The sequence below is a fragment of the Alpinimonas psychrophila genome, from assembly GCF_014137865.1.
GTDB classification, from domain to species: Bacteria; Actinomycetota; Actinomycetes; order Actinomycetales; family Microbacteriaceae; genus Alpinimonas; species Alpinimonas psychrophila.
Genome location: NZ_JACGWU010000001.1, coordinates 808,969 through 826,853 on the forward strand (window position 1 = coordinate 808,969; position 17,885 = coordinate 826,853).

Below are 17,885 nucleotides of genomic sequence, written 5' to 3' on the forward strand. Positions count from 1 at the left end.
AGCGCGTTGACTCCGTCAGTAGGGCCAACAGAAAGAGTCACCGCGCTAAATGAATAACAACGTCAATAACACCTCAGATGCGCTCATTCTGGATTCACAAGAGCACGCTGGCTCCGATGGCAGAGCCGTGATCCTTGAACCGCGTAGCCGGTTAATCTTGACGGTCCTCTTAATTTCCGCGTTTGTGGTCTTCTTGAACGAAACAATTTTGAACGTAGCAATTCCCCAAATCATGGAGCACCTTGGCATCAGTGCCAATACCGGTCAATGGCTAACTACCGCTTACCTCTTGACAATGGCGATTGTGATTCCCGTCACCGGGTTTCTTTTGCAACGCTTCACCACGCGATCGATGTACATCACCGCCATGTCCCTCTTTAGCATCGGCACCTTCGTTGCGGCCATGGCGCCCGACTTCACAACGCTCATCCTCGGTCGGATCGTTCAAGCGGTCGGAACAGCCATCATGATGCCGCTCCTCATGACGACCGTCATGGTCCTCGTTCCTTCCAGTATCCGTGGCCGCATCATGGGCATGATTTCAATCGTCATGGCGGTTGCTCCGGCGATTGGCCCCTCCCTCTCCGGCCTTGTCCTCAGTTTCTTGGACTGGCGGTGGCTCTTCTGGCTCGTCCTCCCTATTGCCTTGACAACGCTGCTGATCGGGGCCCTTCGCATCACGAATGCAGGAGAGACGCGAAAACTGCGCATCGATATCCTGTCTGTTGTAATCTCCGCTTTTGCCTTCAGCGGCCTCATCTTCGGGCTAAGTTCTTTCGGCGACGCCGCGCGGGGCGAGGCTCTCATTTCGCCGTGGATTCCCCTGGGCATCGGCGCAGCGGCGCTGGTCATATTTATCCTGCGTCAGGTGAGGCTCCAACACACCAACCGAGCGTTACTCGACCTGCGCACGTTCCGCTCCTCGGCGTTCAGTTCCGCCATGATCTTGATGGGCATTGCCATGATGAGCCTTCTGGGAACCATAATTTTGCTGCCGATCTATATGCAGAATGTTCTCATGCTCGAGCCCCTGCAGGCCGGCCTATTCTTGTTGCCCGGCGGGCTCGTCATGGGAATCCTTGGCCCCATTGTTGGCCGTCTGTATGACGGCGTTGGTGCCCGAAAGCTACTGATCCCCGGCGCCATAGTCGTCAGTGCGGCGTTATGGCTTCTCGCCACATTCAACCAATTCACGGCACCGCCGATGGTTATTGTGGCCCACGTGACGCTCAGCATCGGTCTGGCGTTCATTTTCACACCGCTCTTTACTCTCGGACTCAGCTCCGTTCCCCCGCAGCTGTACTCCCACGCCAGCGCCACACTGGGCACGATTCAACAGATTGGCGGAGCCGCGGGAACAGCATTGTTCGTCACGGTCTTGACCACCGTTTCCGTAAATCTCGGCAATCAAGGTTCGAGCGTCGTCGCCGCGACTGCCGGGGGAATGCAGTTCGCGTTCCTCAGCGGAGCCATCTTGTCCGTTGTGGCTATCGGCCTCGCGATCGCCATAAAGAAGCCCGCGAGCCCAGAGGAATTGGCTCGCGAGCTTCTCCCCTAGCTAAACCAGAGGGCCAGTTCACGGGTGGCAGACTCCACGGAGTCGCTGCCGTGAACGAGGTTCTGCTGGACTTTGAGGCCCCAGTCGCGCCCAAGGTCACCACGGATAGTGCCCGGGGCAGCGAGAGTGGGATCTGTCGTGCCCGCGAGGGAGCGAAAACCTTCGATGACGCGGTTGCCCGCGAGACGAATGGCCACAACAGGACCACTCTCCATGAACTCGACGAGAGGCTCGTAAAAAGGCTTTCCTGCGTGTTCCTCGTAATGCTTGCCGAGGAGTTCACGATCGGCCTGCACGAGGCGGATATCAACAAGGGCATAGCCCTTGGCTTCGATGCGAGACAGAATCTCGCCCGTCAATCCACGGGCAACTCCATCGGGCTTGACAAGGACGAGTGTTTCTTCAATGTGAGCCATCATGAGGCCCTCCTTTTTTCTCGGTCGATTCGTACGCCACTAAACATGGCATAGGTCCAAATTGCGGCAAAAAGCGCGCCGATGACAAACATCATCGTCACGAAAACGCCACACAAAATCATGAGGCCCTGCAGAACCCATCCAACGGCGGGTGCCCACGGGTAGCGCAACAGGCCCGCCGTGGCGAAGAGAGCAAGGCAGAGGGCAGCGCCTCCACCCAGGGCGACCACCGGCGAAACTCCGCCCAAACCATTGACGACCAAAGCCGCGAGGCCAACAACCACGGCCTCAAAGACCAGCACGATGGAACCCAGGAGTTCCTGGACCGAACGCTGCCGGCGCGGCCCGGTCGTCACTTCGTCCATCCGTTGGTGTCATTCGAACGGCCAACGGCTTGGCCGACGAGCGTGATGGAGCCGGTGATCAGCACCGCGCCCTTGGGTGAGTGGGCGGCATACCCGCGAGCCATCTCGATGGCGACGTCGGCATCCGGTTCAATAATGACATTCTCGGCGCCAAAAATCTTCGTGGCGATTGCCCCAAGATTAGCCGCCGTGCGAGTCCGTTCGGAGGGTGCCGTCGTAATGATGACGCGGGCGACCTGGGGTTGCAAAGCCGCAAGGATTCCCTCGGCATCTTTGTCTTCGAGAATGGCGACAACGGCCGTGACGTCGTCAAACGTGAAATACGACTCCAGCGCGGTAGCTAGAGAAGCCGCGCCGTGAGGATTATGTGCTGCATCTACGAGAACGGTGGGCTCCGTCGCAATGAGTTGCAGGCGACCGGGTGACGTGACGGTGGCGAACGCTTCGGCGAGAATATTGGGATCCAATTCGACACTGGCACCCCCTAAGAATGACTCCACCGCAGCGATGGCCAAGGCCGCATTCTGTGCCTGATGATCGCCGAAGAGATCAAGGAAAAGGTCGTTGTAGGTGCCGGCGATGCCTTGGATGCTGAAAAGCTGACCACCCACGGCCATGGTGTTAGAGATCACCGTGACTTCGCGCCCAACATAAGCGAAGGGCGACTCCGTGAGCGTCGTGGCCTCCTCGAGAACAGCCAATACGTCTGGCTCTTGAGTTGCGGAAACGACTAGGGCTGATGGCTTGATGATGCCGGACTTGGTGCGCGCTATCGCATCCAAAGTGGAACCAAGACGATCCATGTGGTCCATCGCAATGGGCGTGAAAACGGCGACGACGCCGTCCGCTACGTTCGTGGAATCCCACTCGCCGCCAAGACCGGCCTCGACTATGGCAACGTCGACAGGAGTATCGGCAAAAGTGCCGTACGCCAGAATCGTGAGCACTTCGAAATAGGTTAGGCGCAGTTCATTCTTCGCCTCGAGTTCGCGGTCCACCATCTCCACGTAGGGCTTCACATCGAGCCAATTCGTCAGCAATGCATCATTGTCGATGAGCTCGCCATCAATGAGAATGCGCTCGGCAAAGGAAACGAGGTGCGGACTCGTGAAGAGCCCCGTCCGCAGTCCGTAGGCGCGAAGAATCGCCTCGATCATGCGCGCTGTGCTCGTTTTACCGTTGGTTCCGGCAATGTGAATAACCGGATACGCGCGGTGAACGTCACCCAGTAGCTCGACAACGCGGCGTGTAGGTTCCAGGCGTGGCTGCGGGTTGCCTTCGCCGAGGCGCGTGAGGAGCTCCTGATAGACGAGATCGGCGGCGCGCGCGAATTCTTCAGCTTCAGACATTGTGGATTCGCTCCTGACGCGAGACGGCAACGATAAAGGTGTCGGCGTTAGCGTACTGGCCGGCGGTAAACGTCACGAAATGTTCCGGTTGCACCCCTGTCACATTGGCCAACCACTCCGACGCGAGGTCATGAGTGAAGCCAGTGAGTTGGGGGCTTGAGGTTGGTGAATGGATGGTGAACTCTGTGGCCAACGTGTCGCCCGCGATATCAACCGCAATGACGGACAATAATGCGGTGGCATCTTGGTCCGCGAAGCACACGACATCAAGGCGAATGCGGTCACTTACGTCGAAACCGGCTGACTTGCGAGTGTCCTGAGTGGCCCGAATAAGGTCGCGCGCGAGCCCTTCAGCTTCAAGCTCATCGGTGGTGACAGTGTCGAGCAACACGAAGCCCTCCCCCGGCAAGAGTGCGAGCGCCCGCTGGGGGCCGCCTTCCGTCTCGGCCGTTTCGAGAGTGAGGTCATATTCGCCTTCAACGAGTTCGATGCCACCGGCCGTCACGACCCCGGCGGCCTCCGACCAGTCCCCCGCCTTGGCTGCCTGAATGATGCGCTGAACATCCTTTCCCAGCCGGGGCCCGGCGGCGCGAGCATTGACCGCCAGTTTGGACGTGATGCCATATTCGGCGGCGCTCGAGGCTGCCAACAGAACCAGAGTGACCTTCTTGACGTTGAGTTCGTCCCGCAAGATGTCACTGAAGGGCGCCAGCGCAATGGCGTGCTCCGTCACGATGGTGAGCTCCGCGAGAGGCAAGCGAACGCGTAGACCTGTCTTTTTGCGTAGAGCCAACGTTGATGACGTGATCTCGCGGATCGCATCCATGGACGCCACCAAGCTCGCGTCGGCCGGGAACTGCTCGGAGTCGGGCCAGTCCGTCAAGTGCACACTGCGGCCCCCGGTGAGTCCCTGCCAAATGTTTTCGGTTACTAACGGCAACAGGGGCGCCGCCACGCGGGTCAGCGTTTCGAGCACAGTGAACAACGTGTCGAATGCCTCGCGACCGGCACCTTCGCCGGATTCAGCAGATGCACCCGCCCAGAAGCGGTCGCGCGAGCGGCGCACGTACCAGTTGGTCAGAACGTCAGCGAAGTCCCGCAGCGAAGCCGCGGCCAGAGTGGCATCCAGTGCGTCGAAATGCCCCTGAACATCGACGATGAGATCACGCGTCTTGGCCAAAAGATAGCGGTCGAGCACGTTCGTCGAGTCGGTACGCCAGGTTGCCTGGTACCCGTCGGCGTTGGCATACAAGGTGAAGAAATAATACGTGTTCCAGAGCGGCAGCAGCATCTGGCGCACGCCGTCACGGATACCGTCTTCACTCACAACCAAGTTGCCGCCGCGCAGAACCGAGGAGCTCATCAGGAACCAACGCATGGCATCTGAGCCATCACGGTCGAAAACTTCGGAGACATCCGGATAATTGCGCAACGACTTCGACATCTTCTGGCCGTCATTACCGAGCACAATTCCGTGGCTGACCACGTTCTTGAAAGCAGGACGATCGAAGAGCGCCGTGGAGAGAACGTGCAGCGTGTAAAACCATCCACGCGTCTGCCCAATGTATTCGACGATAAAGTCGGCGGGGCTGTGCTCGTCAAACCATTCCTGGTTCTCAAACGGATAGTGCACCTGAGCAAACGGCATCGATCCGGAATCAAACCAGACATCGAGCACATCTTCGATGCGACGCATGGTCGAGAGTCCCGACGGGTCATCCGGGTTCGGGCGCGTCAGCTCATCGATGTAGGGGCGGTGCAAGTCGGTCGGGCGGACGCCGAAGTCGGCCTCAATTTCGTCGAGGGAACCATAAACATCCATGCGGGGAAATTCTGGGTTGTCGCTCTTCCACACGGGAATTGGGGAGCCCCAATAGCGGTTTCGGCTGATCGACCAGTCACGAGCGTTACCAATCCACTTGCCGAATTGGCCTTCTTTTACGTTCTCAGGAACCCAGTTGATTCCCTGGTTGAGGTCTTCCATGCGGTCACGAAAATCGGTCACGCGCACGAACCAGCTGGAGACAGCGCGGTAAATCAGCGGGTTGCGGCAGCGCCAGCAGTGCGGGTAGGAGTGGTCATAACTTGCCTGACGGATGAGGCGGTTGCCATCGCGCAACAGTTGCGTGAGGGGCTTGTTGGCGTCAAACACCTGAAGCCCCGCGACCTCGCCGATGACGGAGAGGAACTTGCCCCCGGCGTCGATGGAAATCTGCACGGGGATTCCGGCAGCCTCACAGATTTTTTGGTCTTCTTCACCGTAGGCGGGGGCTTGGTGAACGATTCCCGTTCCATCGGCCGTGGTCACATAGTCGGCGACCAAGATGCGCCATGCGTTGTTTTCATACTCAGGCACGTCGGCGTAGTGATCCCACAGGCGCTCGTACCGAACGTCGGCCAGATCACGTCCTTCGAAGGTGCGCGAAACACCGGCACGGGCATCCTCAGGACTCTCGTAGCCCAACTCCTTGGCGTAATTGCCGAGAAGGTCATTGGAGAGAAGGTACTCTGCGATACCCGCTTCGCCACCGTCAGTAGCGCCCGCGGGACCCGCGAGAACAACGGCATAGTCAATCTCGGGACCAACGGCCAGGGCCGCGTTAGTGGGCAATGTCCAGGGGGTGGTCGTCCAGGCCAGAGCCCGAACGCCGGCGATTCCCAAGGCCTCGGCCTTTTCTCCCTCAAGAGGAAAGGTAACCGTCACGGACTGGTCTTGACGCATCTTGTAGACGTCATCGTCCATGCGTAGCTCGTGGTTCGAGAGCGGCGTCTCGTCGTTCCAGCAATAGGGCAAAACTCGGAAGCCTTCGTAGGCCAAGCCTTTGTCGTGTAGACGCTTGAAGGCCCAGATCACACTCTCCATGAAGGTGATGTCGAGCGTCTTATAGTCGTTCTCAAAATCCACCCAGCGGGCCTGGCGGGTGACATATTCCTGCCACTCTCCGGTGTATTTGAGAACCGATTCCCGGGCTGCCTCGTTAAAGGTCGCGATGCCCATTTCTTCGATCTCTTCTTTCTTGGTGATGCCCAACTGACGCATGGCTTCCAGCTCGGCGGGTAGTCCGTGAGTGTCCCACCCGAACCGTCGCTCGACGCGCTTACCCTGCATCGTTTGATAACGGGGGAAGAGGTCTTTGGCATACCCCGTAAGGAGGTGCCCGTAGTGAGGAAGGCCATTAGCAAAGGGTGGGCCGTCATAAAAGACCCACTCGTCAGCGTCCGCTTCGGCCCGCTGATCGATGGACGCTTGGAAGGTATCGTCTGCCTTCCAAAAAGCCAAAATCTCCTTTTCAAGCTCAGGAAAAGACGGCGAAGGCACAATGTCGGCGGGGATTCCAAATGCGGTGCGGCGGGGATACGTCACGGTGGGCTCCAGTTATCGATAATCACTGTGCCAGGACGGAGAATTGCCCCTCCGCGGTACCACCTGAGCTTGCCCGAAAGTTACCTTTCGAGCCCCTTGTTCTTTGGCTGTGACGGGCCAGACCCGCTCGGCTCTACTGAAGGCCAATGGCCTCGTTCTTCCGAAGACTCCCCGGTGATGGCCGGATTAGCGTCGTTATCCACCATTCTACGCGTTCGGTAAGCTTGAGTCATTCACATTTGAGGCATCTTCGTCAGCTCAATCGCTGGCAACAGACACGGTGCCGCCCATAGAGAGATCGAGAGATTATCGTGACAAACACGCCCGCTAACGTTCCAGAAAAGCCGGCTCTCGAAGGTCTCGAATCCAAATGGAATGGCCTGTGGGAGACCGCTGGGACCCATCACTTTAAGCGCGAGGGCCAGACCCGTGCCAGCATCTTCTCGATCGACACTCCCCCGCCAACGGCATCCGGATCACTGCACATCGGTCACGTCTTCAGCTACACGCACACCGACGTTATTGCCCGCTTTCAGCGCATGCTCGGCAAAGAGGTCTTTTACCCGATGGGCTGGGACGATAACGGCCTGCCGACCGAGCGTCGCGTGCAGAACTATTACGGCGTTCGGTGCGACCCGTCGCTTCCGTATGAAACCGGATTCGCTCCTCCCTTTGAAGGCGGCGACAATAAGAGTTCCAAGGCCGCCGATCAGAAGCCCATCAGCCGCAAGAACTTCATCGAGTTGTGTGAGCGCCTCACGGTTGAAGACGAGAAGCAGTTCGAAGACGTCTGGCGCATTCTGGGTCTCTCCGTCGACTGGAAGCAGACATACCGCACCATCGGCGACGAGTCGCTCTTTGTGAGCCAGCTTGCATTTACCCGCAACGTTGAACGCGGCGAGGCCTATCAAGCGCAGGCCCCCACCCTCTGGGACGTCACTTTTAGAACTGCCGTCGCCCAGGCCGAGCTCGAAGACAAAGAAATGCCCGGGGCGTATCACCGCCTCGCCTTTCACAAGCCCGACGGTACCGACATCCACATCGAAACAACGCGTCCTGAACTTCTCGCCGCTTGTGTCGCGCTCGTGGCTCATCCCGATGATGACCGCTTCAAACCGCTCTTCAACACGATGGTCACGACACCGATCTTTGGCGTCGAGGTTCCTGTCCTTGCTCACCACCTCGCTCAGCCCGACAAGGGTTCGGGCATTGCCATGGTCTGTACGTTTGGTGACCTCACCGACGTGATCTGGTGGCGTGAGCTTGACCTGCCCATCCGCGCTGTGATCGGATTCGATGGTCGCCTACTCCCCGAGGCTCCCGAAGGAATTGTCTCCGATGCAGGCCTCGCCGCCTACGCAGAGCTCGCCGGCAAGACGGTGTTCTCGGCCAAGCAGACCGTGGTCGAAATGTTGACCGCATCCGGCGAAATGATCGGTGAACCCAAGCCGATCGTTCACCCCGTCAAATTCTTCGAAAAGGGCGACAAGCCTCTCGAGATCGTCTCCACGCGACAGTGGTACATCAAGAACGGTGCCCGCGACGAGGTTCTGCGCGAGAAACTCCTCGGCTTTGGTCGCGACCTCGAGTGGCACCCCGAGTTCATGCGCGTTCGCTACGAGAACTGGGTGGGTGGCCTCTCGGGCGACTGGCTTATTTCCCGTCAACGCTTCTTCGGCGTGCCGATCCCTGTCTGGTACCCCTTGGACGCCGATGGCAACCCCGTATTTGAGAAGCCCATGATCGCCACGCGCGAACAACTTCCCGTAGATCCCTCCACGGATGTTCCTTCCGGCTTCACCGAGGCCCAACGCGGCGTCGCTAACGGCTTCGTCGGTGAGGTTGATGTGATGGACACCTGGGCCACCAGTTCGCTAACACCTCAACTGGCCGGCGGTTGGGAACGAGATGAAGAGCTTTTCTCGCTCGTATGGCCGTTCGACTTGCGCCCCCAGGGACAGGACATCATCCGCACGTGGCTCTTCTCGACCATGCTGCGCGCCACGCTTGAGCTTGGCGAGAAGCCCTGGAAGCACGCCGCGCTCTCGGGCTTTATCGTGGACCCCGACCGCAAGAAGATGTCAAAGTCCAAAGGCAACGTTGTGACCCCGGCTGACATGTTGGAACAACACGGTTCGGATGCCGTTCGCTACTGGGCCGCTTCCAGTCGCCTTGGAACGGATGCTGCATTTGACCCCCAGAACCCTACACAGATCAAGATTGGTCGCCGTTTGGCCATCAAGGTCTTGAATGCGTCAAAGTTCATCCTGAGCTTCGAGTCTTCTGACAATGTTCAGGTAACGAACGCGCTGGATCTCAGCATGCTCGCGTCGCTGCGCACGGTTGTCGCAGATGCCACCGCGGCGCTCACCAACTACGACCACGCCAAGGCACTCGAAGTGACCGAGAGCTTCTTCTGGACATTCTGTGATGACTACCTCGAGTTGGTCAAGGAACGCGCCTACAACCTTGAGCATCCCGAGCAGGCTTCGGCTGTGGCGGCGCTTCGCCTCGCCCTCAACGTCATGCTGCGCCTCTTCGCTCCAGTTCTCCCCTTCGCCACCGCTGAGGTTTGGTCGTGGTACCACGAGGATTCCATTCACCGCAGTGCGTGGCCCGTCGTCGGCGAGTTCGACACGGTCATGGTGGGCGAAAGCGACCCTGCCATTTTGGTCGCAGCTTCCGCTGCCCTCATTGGTATTCGCCGCGGCAAGACTGACGCCAAGGCATCACAGAAGACCGTGGTTCTCTCGGCAACGGTCAATGCTCCCGCGGCAATGGTTGCTCTCCTGACCCACGCCCTTGATGACCTCCGTGCGGTCGGTCGCATCGAGGTTCTCACCCTGGCGGTCGCCGACGAACTTTCGGTCACGGACTTCGAGCTCGCACCGGTCGTGGCCGCAACAATCGAATCTGCCACAAAATTGGGAAACTAGGGATGCAGCTCGGAACACGTTGGAACCTTTGGAAGCCGGCGCCGGCGGGACTTCCCGAATTGGTGCTAGCAGCGATTCACAGCACGGAGGCTGATCTCACGGCTGTGGCAGCAATAAATCCCGACGTGGGGATCGACTCCTGGCGCTGGACACTCACGTGGCTCGAAGGCCGCCCTGTGGTGGAGTTGGATGACGGCACGACAATTCGCGTTGATACTCACGGCCTCGTAACGGTCACCGACGACTCCGACGACGCCTAGGCACGATTAAGAGCCTAGGCTGACTTCTCTGCGCGCACAGGTTCGCGGGCGATGATTGTGGGAGCAGCCCCATCGACCACGGATTCGCGCGTGACGATGACTTTGGCAACCTGATCTGTCGAGGGAACCTCAAACATGATAGGGCCGAGCACGTCTTCCATGATGGAACGAAGACCCCGTGCCCCGGTCTGGCGCAGTACTGCGAGGTCGGCGATGGCCGACAGAGCATCGGTTTCGAATTCAAGCTCAACACCATCGATGGCAAACATGCGCTGATACTGCTTAATCAGCGCATTCTTGGGCTGAATCAAGATATCGATCAGAGCTTCGGCATCGAGGGGTGTGACCGTGGCAATCACAGGAAGGCGGCCGATGAACTCGGGGATGAGACCGAACTTGTGGAGGTCTTCGGGCATGACCTCACTGAAAAAATCACGGTTGTCATCTTTGCTGTGTAGGGGGGCACCGAAACCGATACCTTTTTTGCCGGCACGAGCCGAAATGATGTCTTCGAGACCCGCAAATGCGCCGGCAACGATGAACAACACATTCGTGGTGTCGATTTGAATGAACTCCTGCTGGGGATGCTTGCGGCCGCCCTGAGGTGGTACGGAGGCAATCGTGCCTTCAAGAATCTTGAGTAACGCCTGCTGAACACCCTCACCCGAGACATCACGCGTGATGGAGGGGTTCTCGGCCTTGCGAGCGACCTTGTCGATTTCATCGATGTAGATGATGCCGCGCTCGGCGCGAGCAACATCGAAGTCTGCTGCTTGCAAAAGTTTGAGCAAAATATTCTCGACATCTTCACCGACGTAGCCGGCTTCTGTCAGCGCTGTGGCATCGGCAACAGCAAAGGGAACATTGAGGCGACGCGCCAATGTTTGAGCGAGATAGGTCTTGCCACAACCGGTAGGACCAATCAGAAGGATATTGCTCTTAGCAATCTCAACCTCGTCGGCTTTGGCCTCGGCGGAGGTGATCTCGTCACTCGCGCGCACACGCTTGTAGTGGTTGTACACAGCAACCGCGAGAGCGCGCTTAGCTTGCTCTTGACCAATGACGTACTCCCCCAGAAATGCAAAGATTTCTTTGGGCTTAGGAAGGTCGAAATCTTCAAGAACTGCTTCGCCGGCCTCAGCCTGACGCTCCTCGATAATTTCATTGCACAGCTCAACGCATTCGTCGCAAATGTAGACGCCGGGGCCCGCAATGAGCTGCTGAACCTGCTTCTGGCTTTTGCCGCAGAAGGAACACTTAAGCAGGTCAGCGCTTTCGCCAATGCGTGCCATTGTGTGTCTCCATCTACAAAACTTCTTCGGTGTGCAAATTTAGCCTAACCCGAACCGGTGACATCGCCATGCAACCTGCCGGCTCCGTTCAACAGCGTGCCGCTCTAGACACGCAGATACAACGAATCCCCAACCGAAGTCAGGGAATCGTCAACAGTGATAAACGCTCGCTAGACCGGAACAACCACATTCTTGCGCGAGGTCAGAACCTGGTCGATGAGACCGTATTCCAGAGCCTCAGCGGCAGAAAGAATCTTGTCGCGATCAATGTCCTTGTTGACCTGCGGAACACTGCGGTTCGAGTGCTTCGACAAGGTCTCTTCGAGCCATTCACGCATGCGCATGATCTCTTTAGCCTGAATCTCGATGTCGCTGGCCTGGCCGCGTCCACCTTCACCAGCGGAAGGTTGGTGAATGAGAACACGAGCGTTGGGCAACGCCAAACGCTTTCCGGGCGTACCCGCAGCCAAGAGAACGGCTGCTGCCGACGCTGCCTGACCGAGGCAGACGGTCTGAATCTGCGGGCGGATGTACTGCATCGTGTCGTAAATCGCCGTCATCGCAGTGAAGGAACCACCGGGTGAGTTGATGTACATCACGATGTCGCGATCGGGGTCTTGGCTCTCGAGCACAAGTAACTGAGCCATGACGTCATCAGCCGAAGCGTCGTCAACCTGAACACCGAGGAAAACGATGCGGTCTTCAAACAACTTGGCGTAGGGGTCTTGGCGCTTGTAGCCATAAGCCGTGCGCTCTTCAAACGTGGGGAGGATGTAGCGGCTCTCGGGAGCGCTCGAAGCGCCGAATGCCGTGCCACCGAAATTAGGGATGTTCATGTCAGTCCTGTTCGTCACAATTCTGGTGGGCTACTTGGTTGCCGTGCCGCCGCCACCGGCAACGTCGTTGAGGGTTTCGCGAACATAGTCAACAAAGCCATACTCGAGGGCTTCCTGGGCAGTGAACCAGCGGTCGCGGTCACCATCAATGTTGATTTGTTCGACCGTCTTGCCGGTCTGCGAAGCGGTGATCTCTGCGAGACGCTGCTTCATCGAGTTGATGAGTTGGGCCTGCGTCTGAATGTCGCTGGCAGTGCCACCGAATCCACCGTGGGGCTGGTGCAACAGCACGCGCGCGTTGGGCGTGATGTAGCGCTTGCCCTTGGTGCCGCTGGTCAGCAAGAGCTGGCCCATGGAGGCGGCCATGCCGATACCAACGGTCACAATGTCATTGGGAACGAACTGCATGGTGTCGTAGATGGCCATGCCAGCCGTAATCGAACCACCCGGTGAGTTGATGTAGAGAAAGATATCTTTCTCGGCATCTTCGGCCGCAAGCAGCAGAATCTTGGCGCAAATCTCGTTGGCGTTGTCATCGCGCACCTCTGACCCGAGCCAGATAATGCGATCTTTGAGAAGTCGCTCAAACACGCTGTTGGGCATTGGCATTTCGGCCATGTCACGCTCCATTTCACCTACACACGCCGGTACTTGACGCGATATGTCGAATCTATCGGAGCGCACCGACATGACACGGCAGTGTTCGCCCTTGGCAAAGAATTTGTACCGGATGTTCGCCTCAGGCGCAGAGAACACTGGCCAGTAAGCTGAAGAAATGGTCCTCCCCCTCACCGCGCTCTTGGCCGGCTTGGGTTTTGGCCTCGCTCTCATCGTGGCCATTGGAGCCCAGAACGCCTTCGTTCTGCGCCAGGGTTTGCGCCGCGAACATGTGCTTGTCATCGTCGCTATTTGCGCCATCTCAGACGCACTACTCATTGGCATCGGCGTTGCCGGGCTTGGTGCCATCATCAACCAACTGGAGTGGCTCCTTCTCGTCATTGAAGTAATTGGTGGCATCTTTCTCTGCACCTATGGTGTGATGGCGGCCAAGCGCGCCTGGAAGCCTGAAGTGCTCACGGCCGACACCGGGGGTGCGCCGCTGACACTCAAGGTTGCCGTCGGAACGATATTGGCTCTCACGTACCTAAACCCTCATGTCTACCTCGATACCGTTCTGCTCCTCGGTTCGGTGGCCGGCACCTACGAGTCCCAGCGCTGGTGGTTCGGCGTCGGAGCAATGTTCGGCTCGCTCCTATGGTTCAGCGTGCTCGGCTTCGGCGCGCGCCTTCTAGCGCCGGTCTTCACAAAACCTGCGGCATGGCGGGTGCTGGATGCCATTATTGCCGTCGTCATGTTCACCCTTGGAACGAGCTTGCTCGTCAGCTTCGCGCAGCGCCTAATGTCCTAGCCAGCTGCACAAGCGAGTCGGCGCAATTGGTGGCCTTCCAGCGGATTAACTCGTCGAGAAGGCGCAATTGGTGACCGACACGCCGATGGCGGTCACCAAATACGCCGACTCGATGAAGGTGTCGACGGTTCGGGTCACCAAACGAGGCATCTCGACGAGAATGGTGATTGTGGTCCGCAGGACGCCGCTGGCGACACCCACTAAGGCAAAAAGAAACCCCCTAGTTTTCTAGGGGGTCCCAATCAGGCAAAAAGTATTAGTCCTTTTTGACTGCAGGCTTCTTAGCCGCGGCCTTCTTTGCGGGCTTCTCAGCAGCAGCTTCGTCAGCCGCGTCTACAGCAGCGTCAGCCTTTGCCTTGGCGGGTGCCTTCTTGGCTGCAACCTTCTTGGCGGGCTTCTCAGCATCGCCTTCAGTAGCCCCCGCATCGGCGGTCGAAACGACCGCGAAAGCGCTCATGTCGACAGTCTTGCCCTTGGTGTCAACAACCTTGGACTTGCCCAAAACAATGGCAACAGCCTTGTTCCGAGCAACCTCGGCAACAATCGACGGGATTTGGTTGTTCTTGGTCAGGATCTCAGCGAATTCGCTGGGCTCCATTCCGTATTGCTGCGATCCCTGAATGATGTACTGGGTCAGCTCGTCCTGGCTGACTTCAACACTCTCAGCTTCAGCGATGGTGTCGAGCAGAATCTGGGTCTTGAAGGTCTTGGTGCTTTCTTCGGTGACCTCGGCGCGGTGCACATCATCTTCGAGGCGACTTTCGCCCTCAAGGTGGTTGTGGACCTCGGTCTCGATGAGGCCGGCAGGAACAGGGATGTCAATCGACGTCAGCAGTTGCTCAATGAGCTTCTCGCGGGCAACACGAGCGAGGTCGCCTGTCTTGCGACGCTCAACCTCTAACTTCAAGTTGGCCTTGAGCTCAACGATGGTGTCGAATTCGCTGGCAATCTGAGCGAAGTCGTCATCCGCCTTGGGAAGTTCGCGCTCCTTGACAGCGGTCACTGTGACGGTGATCTCGGCGATTTCGCCTTCGTTGTCGCCACCAAGCAACTTGGACTCAAACGTCGTGGTTTCCCCTGCGGTCAGCGAGTCAAGTGCCTCATCGATGCCCTCGATCAGTTCGCCACTGCCGAGCTCGTAGGAGATGCTCGAAGCGGTGTCGACCTCTTTGCCTCCGATAGTTGCAACCAGGTCAAGCTGAGCGAAGTCGCCCTTCTTGGCGGGGCGGTCAACCGAAATCAGGGTGCCGAAACGGCTGCGCAAGTTGTCAAGTTCTTCCAAAATTTCATCAGCGGATACCGACAGGGGCTCAACTTCAACCTTGAGACCGTCGAAGTCGGGAAGCGTAATGACGGGGCGAACATCCACCTCGATGGTGACAACGAGGTCACCAGTGAAGTCTTCGAAGCTCGGCCACGTCGTAATGTCAGCTTCAGGCTTGCCAAGGGGACGAATCTTGTTCTCGACAACAGCCTGACGGTAAAAGCCTTCGAGTCCTTCGTTGACGGCGTGCTCCATGATGGCAGCCTTGCCCACACGCTGTTCCAGAATGCGCGCAGGAATCTTGCCCTTGCGGAATCCGGGAATCGTGATTGTCTCGGCAATGTGCTCGTAGGCATGTGTCAGAGCGGGCTTGAGCTCCTCCGGCGTCACGGTGACCGTGATCTTTGCGCGAGTGGGGCTCAGGGTTTCGACCGTGGTCTTCACGTAGGGGTACTCCTGTGATGTGGTGTTGGGTGGTTGTGGATCTGGCCGTGCTGGTGTTTCTTTTCTTTCGTGTCGGGGCGACAGGATTCGAACCTGCGACCTCCCGCTCCCAAAGCGGGCGCTCTAGCCAAGCTGAGCTACGCCCCGGATCCTTATTTGCCAGAAGCAAACATGGGCTGCGTGTCATTCCCGCCGAAGCGAGAAGACCAAGAGCAACTCTAACGTATAGAATGAGTACCAGTGCCGAGCGACGTTATCGTTGCCAGCCCTTCGGGGATGTAGCTTAATGGTAGAGCCTTAGTCTTCCAAACTAATGACGCGGGTTCGATTCCCGTCATCCCCTCGTAACGCAGAAATGGTCCGCCCTCGTGGCGGGCCATTCTCGTTTCTCTAGTGCCTGTGAATCGAAGGAGAGTTTGAGACCTCTACTCAAACTCGGCGCTCCCGTCATCCAGCTATCCTTCAAATAAATCGACTAAAGATCTCGATAAACCTCTCGACGGTGCCCCATAGTCAGCACGAGAACAATGAGACGTTCGTCTTCAACCATGTACACGATTCGACAATCGCCCACCCGCACGCGCAAATATCCGGTATAACCGACAAGAGCCTTTGACGCGGGAGGCCTCGGCGTGTCCTTCAGAAGCGTGAGCGCGCCAAGGATTCGTCGCTGTACCTGTCGATCAAGTTTTCGAAGCTGGCGACCAGCCTGGGCAGAAAGCTCAACGTAGTACCCGTTAGCCAAGGGTGATGCCGAGCTCCTTGGCGATGTCGTCTAAAGAAATCGGGATACCCCCGGACGCCATCTCGGCGTCAGCCGCCTTCGCATCTGCAATATCTTGGGCATCCTCGAGCGCCTCCAACGCGCATTTTGCCACCGCCGCATCGAGCAACACCACGCTGGCACGCCCATGCTGAGTGATTGTGACTGGTTCGCGGTGAGCAAGCTCGAGAGTCTGGGCCCACTTTTGACGGGCTTCGGTAGCAGGAATAATGGTCATAGCTAAATTGTACATTTTAGCGTGGTAGGAGTCTAGGGCTTTTTCGTTTCTGGTCGAGAAGCCAGCACGTATGCCGCGACGAGCAGGAAAACGGCGATGGCGCCTGCCACAAAGAATGACTGCGGGACTCCTGACGTTTGAATGACAATCCCGGCTATTGCACTGCCTATAGCGGCACCAATGTTATGGCCGGTGTTGACCCAGGTCGTCGATTCTGTTTTGCGGGTGTCTCCCCCGAAATCATTTGCCCCAAAATAAGCCACGATCATCACCGGTGAGAAGAAGAGACCGGTGACCACGATTGCCGTTGCCACCCAAAACCCATTGCCGGTGAGTCCCGAAATCACGCCGACGAGTGTCGACAGTCCCGAAAGGATAAGAGCAATCAGGATGACCTGGAATCGCGGTCGTCCCGCAATCGGCATAGCACCAAAGATCAGACCACCGACGGCGCTGCCGCCTGCGAAAAGTCCGAGAACAATGCCCGCGGCTGCGGCACCGGATGTTCCAGGAAAGGCTGCGGGAACGGCAATTGTGAGGTTGCCGGAGATGAGACCAGCAACGATGGCGGGCAACAGAAGGCCGAGGAAATGAGGGTTTCGAAGCAACGTGGGGCGCTTTTTCGTTCGAGCTTTAGGGCTCGACTCGGAGCTTGAATGGGGGTTCGATTCAGCATTCACCGGAAAAACCGTTGATACGGGGGGCTCGCGTCGAATGGCGGGTGAGGAGACGAACATCACCGTGCCGGAGATCACAAGCACGGCGGGAACCAAGAGGACGAATCCTGGGGCAAACACAGCTAGGGCGAAACCCGCAGCGGCCGGGCCAACGAGCCAGAGCAACTCCTCCACGACGGAGTCGAAGCTCAGCGCTTTGCGCAGGAGCGCTGGTTGGGGTGTCAATTCGGCCCACGCCACACGCATCGATGGTCCCACCGGCGGCGCGACACTGCCCGCTAGCGAGGCGAGGACAACCATGAAGGCGCCCGGCCACGACATAAGCGCTCCCGCTGCCAGAGCGATGATGAACCCGCCAAAGGCAAGCGCCAGCACAAGAAGAACTACATATCGACCGTGACGATCGATGAGCGCAGCACGAACGGGTGCCAAAAACGACGCCGTGGCCCCGAATGCTGCGACAGCAATTCCGGCAGAGGCGACCGAACCCGAGGTTTCCTGAACGGCGAAGAACAGGGGCAGAATCACCAGTGCGTAGGCGGATCGTGCGACAAGAGCGCTGAGGAACGTGCGGGGAACATTCGGCAGTGTCAGAACGTCGACATAGCGTGCGCTCGTGAGCGAAGACATGGGAGAAACTCCAAGATGGGCGGGGAGGCGCGAGACCTGATCAGGCTCGATGTGCATCTGATGAATCTACCCTGCAGGGCCAAGG

Annotated in this window: 16 protein-coding genes and 2 tRNA genes; 6 read left to right on the forward strand and 12 right to left on the reverse strand. The window is 58.1% G+C overall.

Features of this window, described 5'->3' with window-relative positions:
• Window positions 1-49 precede the first annotated feature (49 nt).
• Entirely contained in the window at window positions 50-1,558 is a 1,509-nt protein-coding gene (locus tag FB555_RS03750; RefSeq protein ID WP_182484066.1) for an MDR family MFS transporter, read from the forward strand.
• Here the strand turns inward: FB555_RS03750 and ndk are convergent.
• The 4 genes from ndk to ileS are packed head-to-tail and all read right to left on the reverse strand — an operon-like array spanning window position 1,555 to window position 7,052.
• The gene (gene ndk, locus FB555_RS03755; RefSeq protein ID WP_425485582.1) at window positions 1,555-1,977 is read right to left on the reverse strand and encodes a nucleoside-diphosphate kinase; all 423 of its coding nucleotides are present in this window, start codon (window positions 1,975-1,977) and stop codon (window positions 1,555-1,557) included. The genes FB555_RS03750 and ndk overlap by 4 nt on opposite strands.
• Window positions 1,974-2,330: a DUF4233 domain-containing protein gene (locus tag FB555_RS03760; RefSeq protein ID WP_343046394.1), complete on the reverse strand. Its 357-nt coding sequence runs from the start codon at window positions 2,328-2,330 to the stop codon at window positions 1,974-1,976. Before FB555_RS03760 ends, ndk begins: the two co-directional genes overlap by 4 nt.
• Window positions 2,327-3,688 carry a bifunctional folylpolyglutamate synthase/dihydrofolate synthase gene (locus FB555_RS03765; RefSeq protein WP_182484068.1) on the reverse strand — a complete coding sequence of 454 codons (1,362 nt, stop codon included), beginning with the start codon at window positions 3,686-3,688 and terminating at the stop codon, window positions 2,327-2,329. The genes FB555_RS03760 and FB555_RS03765 overlap by 4 nt, the downstream gene beginning before the upstream one ends.
• The gene (gene ileS / locus FB555_RS03770) at window positions 3,681-7,052 is read right to left on the reverse strand and encodes an isoleucine--tRNA ligase (RefSeq protein WP_182484069.1); all 3,372 of its coding nucleotides are present in this window, start codon (window positions 7,050-7,052) and stop codon (window positions 3,681-3,683) included. The genes FB555_RS03765 and ileS overlap by 8 nt, the downstream gene beginning before the upstream one ends.
• Window positions 7,053-7,360: 308 nt before the next feature.
• On the opposite strand from ileS, the gene valS reads away from it, so the two are divergent.
• A complete protein-coding gene (gene valS, locus FB555_RS03775; protein WP_182484284.1) occupies window positions 7,361-9,988 on the forward strand; it encodes a valine--tRNA ligase in 2,628 nt (875 codons plus the stop codon).
• A gap of 2 nt (window positions 9,989-9,990) precedes the next feature.
• Complete coding sequence (locus FB555_RS03780) at window positions 9,991-10,248, forward strand: hypothetical protein (protein ID WP_182484070.1); 258 nt, start codon at window positions 9,991-9,993, stop codon at window positions 10,246-10,248.
• A gap of 14 nt (window positions 10,249-10,262) precedes the next feature.
• Here FB555_RS03780 and clpX read toward each other — a convergent pair whose 3' ends face one another.
• The 3 genes from clpX to FB555_RS03795 form a co-directional block, all read right to left on the reverse strand.
• On the reverse strand, window positions 10,263-11,540 hold the full coding sequence (gene clpX, locus FB555_RS03785) for an ATP-dependent Clp protease ATP-binding subunit ClpX (protein WP_182484071.1): 1,278 nt from the start codon (window positions 11,538-11,540) through the stop codon (window positions 10,263-10,265).
• 170 nt (window positions 11,541-11,710) lie between these two features.
• Complete coding sequence (locus FB555_RS03790) at window positions 11,711-12,376, reverse strand: ATP-dependent Clp protease proteolytic subunit (RefSeq protein ID WP_182484072.1); 666 nt, start codon at window positions 12,374-12,376, stop codon at window positions 11,711-11,713.
• A 30-nt stretch (window positions 12,377-12,406) separates the two neighbouring features.
• Entirely contained in the window at window positions 12,407-12,994 is a 588-nt protein-coding gene (locus FB555_RS03795; protein ID WP_182484073.1) for an ATP-dependent Clp protease proteolytic subunit, read from the reverse strand.
• A gap of 157 nt (window positions 12,995-13,151) precedes the next feature.
• On the opposite strand from FB555_RS03795, the gene FB555_RS03800 reads away from it, so the two are divergent.
• Together FB555_RS03800 and FB555_RS03805 are read left to right on the forward strand one after the other, a co-directional pair.
• Entirely contained in the window at window positions 13,152-13,784 is a 633-nt protein-coding gene (locus tag FB555_RS03800) for a LysE/ArgO family amino acid transporter (protein ID WP_182484074.1), read from the forward strand.
• A 70-nt stretch (window positions 13,785-13,854) separates the two neighbouring features.
• A complete protein-coding gene (locus FB555_RS03805; protein WP_182484075.1) occupies window positions 13,855-14,016 on the forward strand; it encodes a hypothetical protein in 162 nt (53 codons plus the stop codon).
• Between the two features lie 24 nt (window positions 14,017-14,040).
• Here the strand turns inward: FB555_RS03805 and tig are convergent, their stop codons facing one another.
• On the reverse strand, window positions 14,041-15,492 hold the full coding sequence (gene tig / locus FB555_RS03810; protein ID WP_182484076.1) for a trigger factor: 1,452 nt from the start codon (window positions 15,490-15,492) through the stop codon (window positions 14,041-14,043).
• Window positions 15,493-15,564: 72 nt separating this feature from the next.
• Window positions 15,565-15,639 (reverse strand) — tRNA-Pro (locus tag FB555_RS03815).
• 125 nt (window positions 15,640-15,764) lie between these two features.
• On the opposite strand from FB555_RS03815, the gene FB555_RS03820 reads away from it, so the two are divergent.
• Window positions 15,765-15,835: transfer RNA gene (locus FB555_RS03820), tRNA-Gly, on the forward strand.
• 132 nt (window positions 15,836-15,967) lie between these two features.
• Here the strand turns inward: FB555_RS03820 and FB555_RS03825 are convergent.
• Genes FB555_RS03825 through FB555_RS03835 form a run of 3 tightly spaced genes read right to left on the reverse strand, consistent with a single transcriptional unit; the run spans window position 15,968 to window position 17,857 of the window.
• Window positions 15,968-16,237 carry a type II toxin-antitoxin system RelE family toxin gene (locus FB555_RS03825; protein ID WP_182484077.1) on the reverse strand — a complete coding sequence of 90 codons (270 nt, stop codon included), beginning with the start codon at window positions 16,235-16,237 and terminating at the stop codon, window positions 15,968-15,970.
• Window positions 16,230-16,493 carry a type II toxin-antitoxin system Phd/YefM family antitoxin gene (locus FB555_RS03830; RefSeq protein WP_182484078.1) on the reverse strand — a complete coding sequence of 88 codons (264 nt, stop codon included), beginning with the start codon at window positions 16,491-16,493 and terminating at the stop codon, window positions 16,230-16,232. Before FB555_RS03830 ends, FB555_RS03825 begins: the two co-directional genes overlap by 8 nt.
• A 32-nt stretch (window positions 16,494-16,525) precedes the next feature.
• Window positions 16,526-17,857: an MFS transporter gene (locus tag FB555_RS03835; RefSeq protein ID WP_182484079.1), complete on the reverse strand. Its 1,332-nt coding sequence runs from the start codon at window positions 17,855-17,857 to the stop codon at window positions 16,526-16,528.
• Between the last annotated feature and the right edge of the window lie 28 nt (window positions 17,858-17,885).

What these genes read in the sequence shown, in the direction of transcription:
- FB555_RS03750 (WP_182484066.1), top strand. Translation starts at nt 50, where the DNA reads ATGAATAACAACGTCAATAACACCTCAGATGCGCTCATTCTGGATTCA.
- ndk (WP_425485582.1), bottom strand. Translation starts at nt 1,977, where the DNA reads ATGATGGCTCACATTGAAGAAACACTCGTCCTTGTCAAGCCCGATGGA.
- FB555_RS03765 (WP_182484068.1), bottom strand. Translation starts at nt 3,688, where the DNA reads ATGTCTGAAGCTGAAGAATTCGCGCGCGCCGCCGATCTCGTCTATCAG.
- FB555_RS03780 (WP_182484070.1), top strand. Translation starts at nt 9,991, where the DNA reads ATGCAGCTCGGAACACGTTGGAACCTTTGGAAGCCGGCGCCGGCGGGA.
- clpX (WP_182484071.1), bottom strand. Translation starts at nt 11,540, where the DNA reads ATGGCACGCATTGGCGAAAGCGCTGACCTGCTTAAGTGTTCCTTCTGC.
- FB555_RS03790 (WP_182484072.1), bottom strand. Translation starts at nt 12,376, where the DNA reads ATGAACATCCCTAATTTCGGTGGCACGGCATTCGGCGCTTCGAGCGCT.
- FB555_RS03795 (WP_182484073.1), bottom strand. Translation starts at nt 12,994, where the DNA reads ATGGCCGAAATGCCAATGCCCAACAGCGTGTTTGAGCGACTTCTCAAA.
- FB555_RS03800 (WP_182484074.1), top strand. Translation starts at nt 13,152, where the DNA reads ATGGTCCTCCCCCTCACCGCGCTCTTGGCCGGCTTGGGTTTTGGCCTC.
- FB555_RS03830 (WP_182484078.1), bottom strand. Translation starts at nt 16,493, where the DNA reads ATGACCATTATTCCTGCTACCGAAGCCCGTCAAAAGTGGGCCCAGACT.
- FB555_RS03835 (WP_182484079.1), bottom strand. Translation starts at nt 17,857, where the DNA reads ATGCACATCGAGCCTGATCAGGTCTCGCGCCTCCCCGCCCATCTTGGA.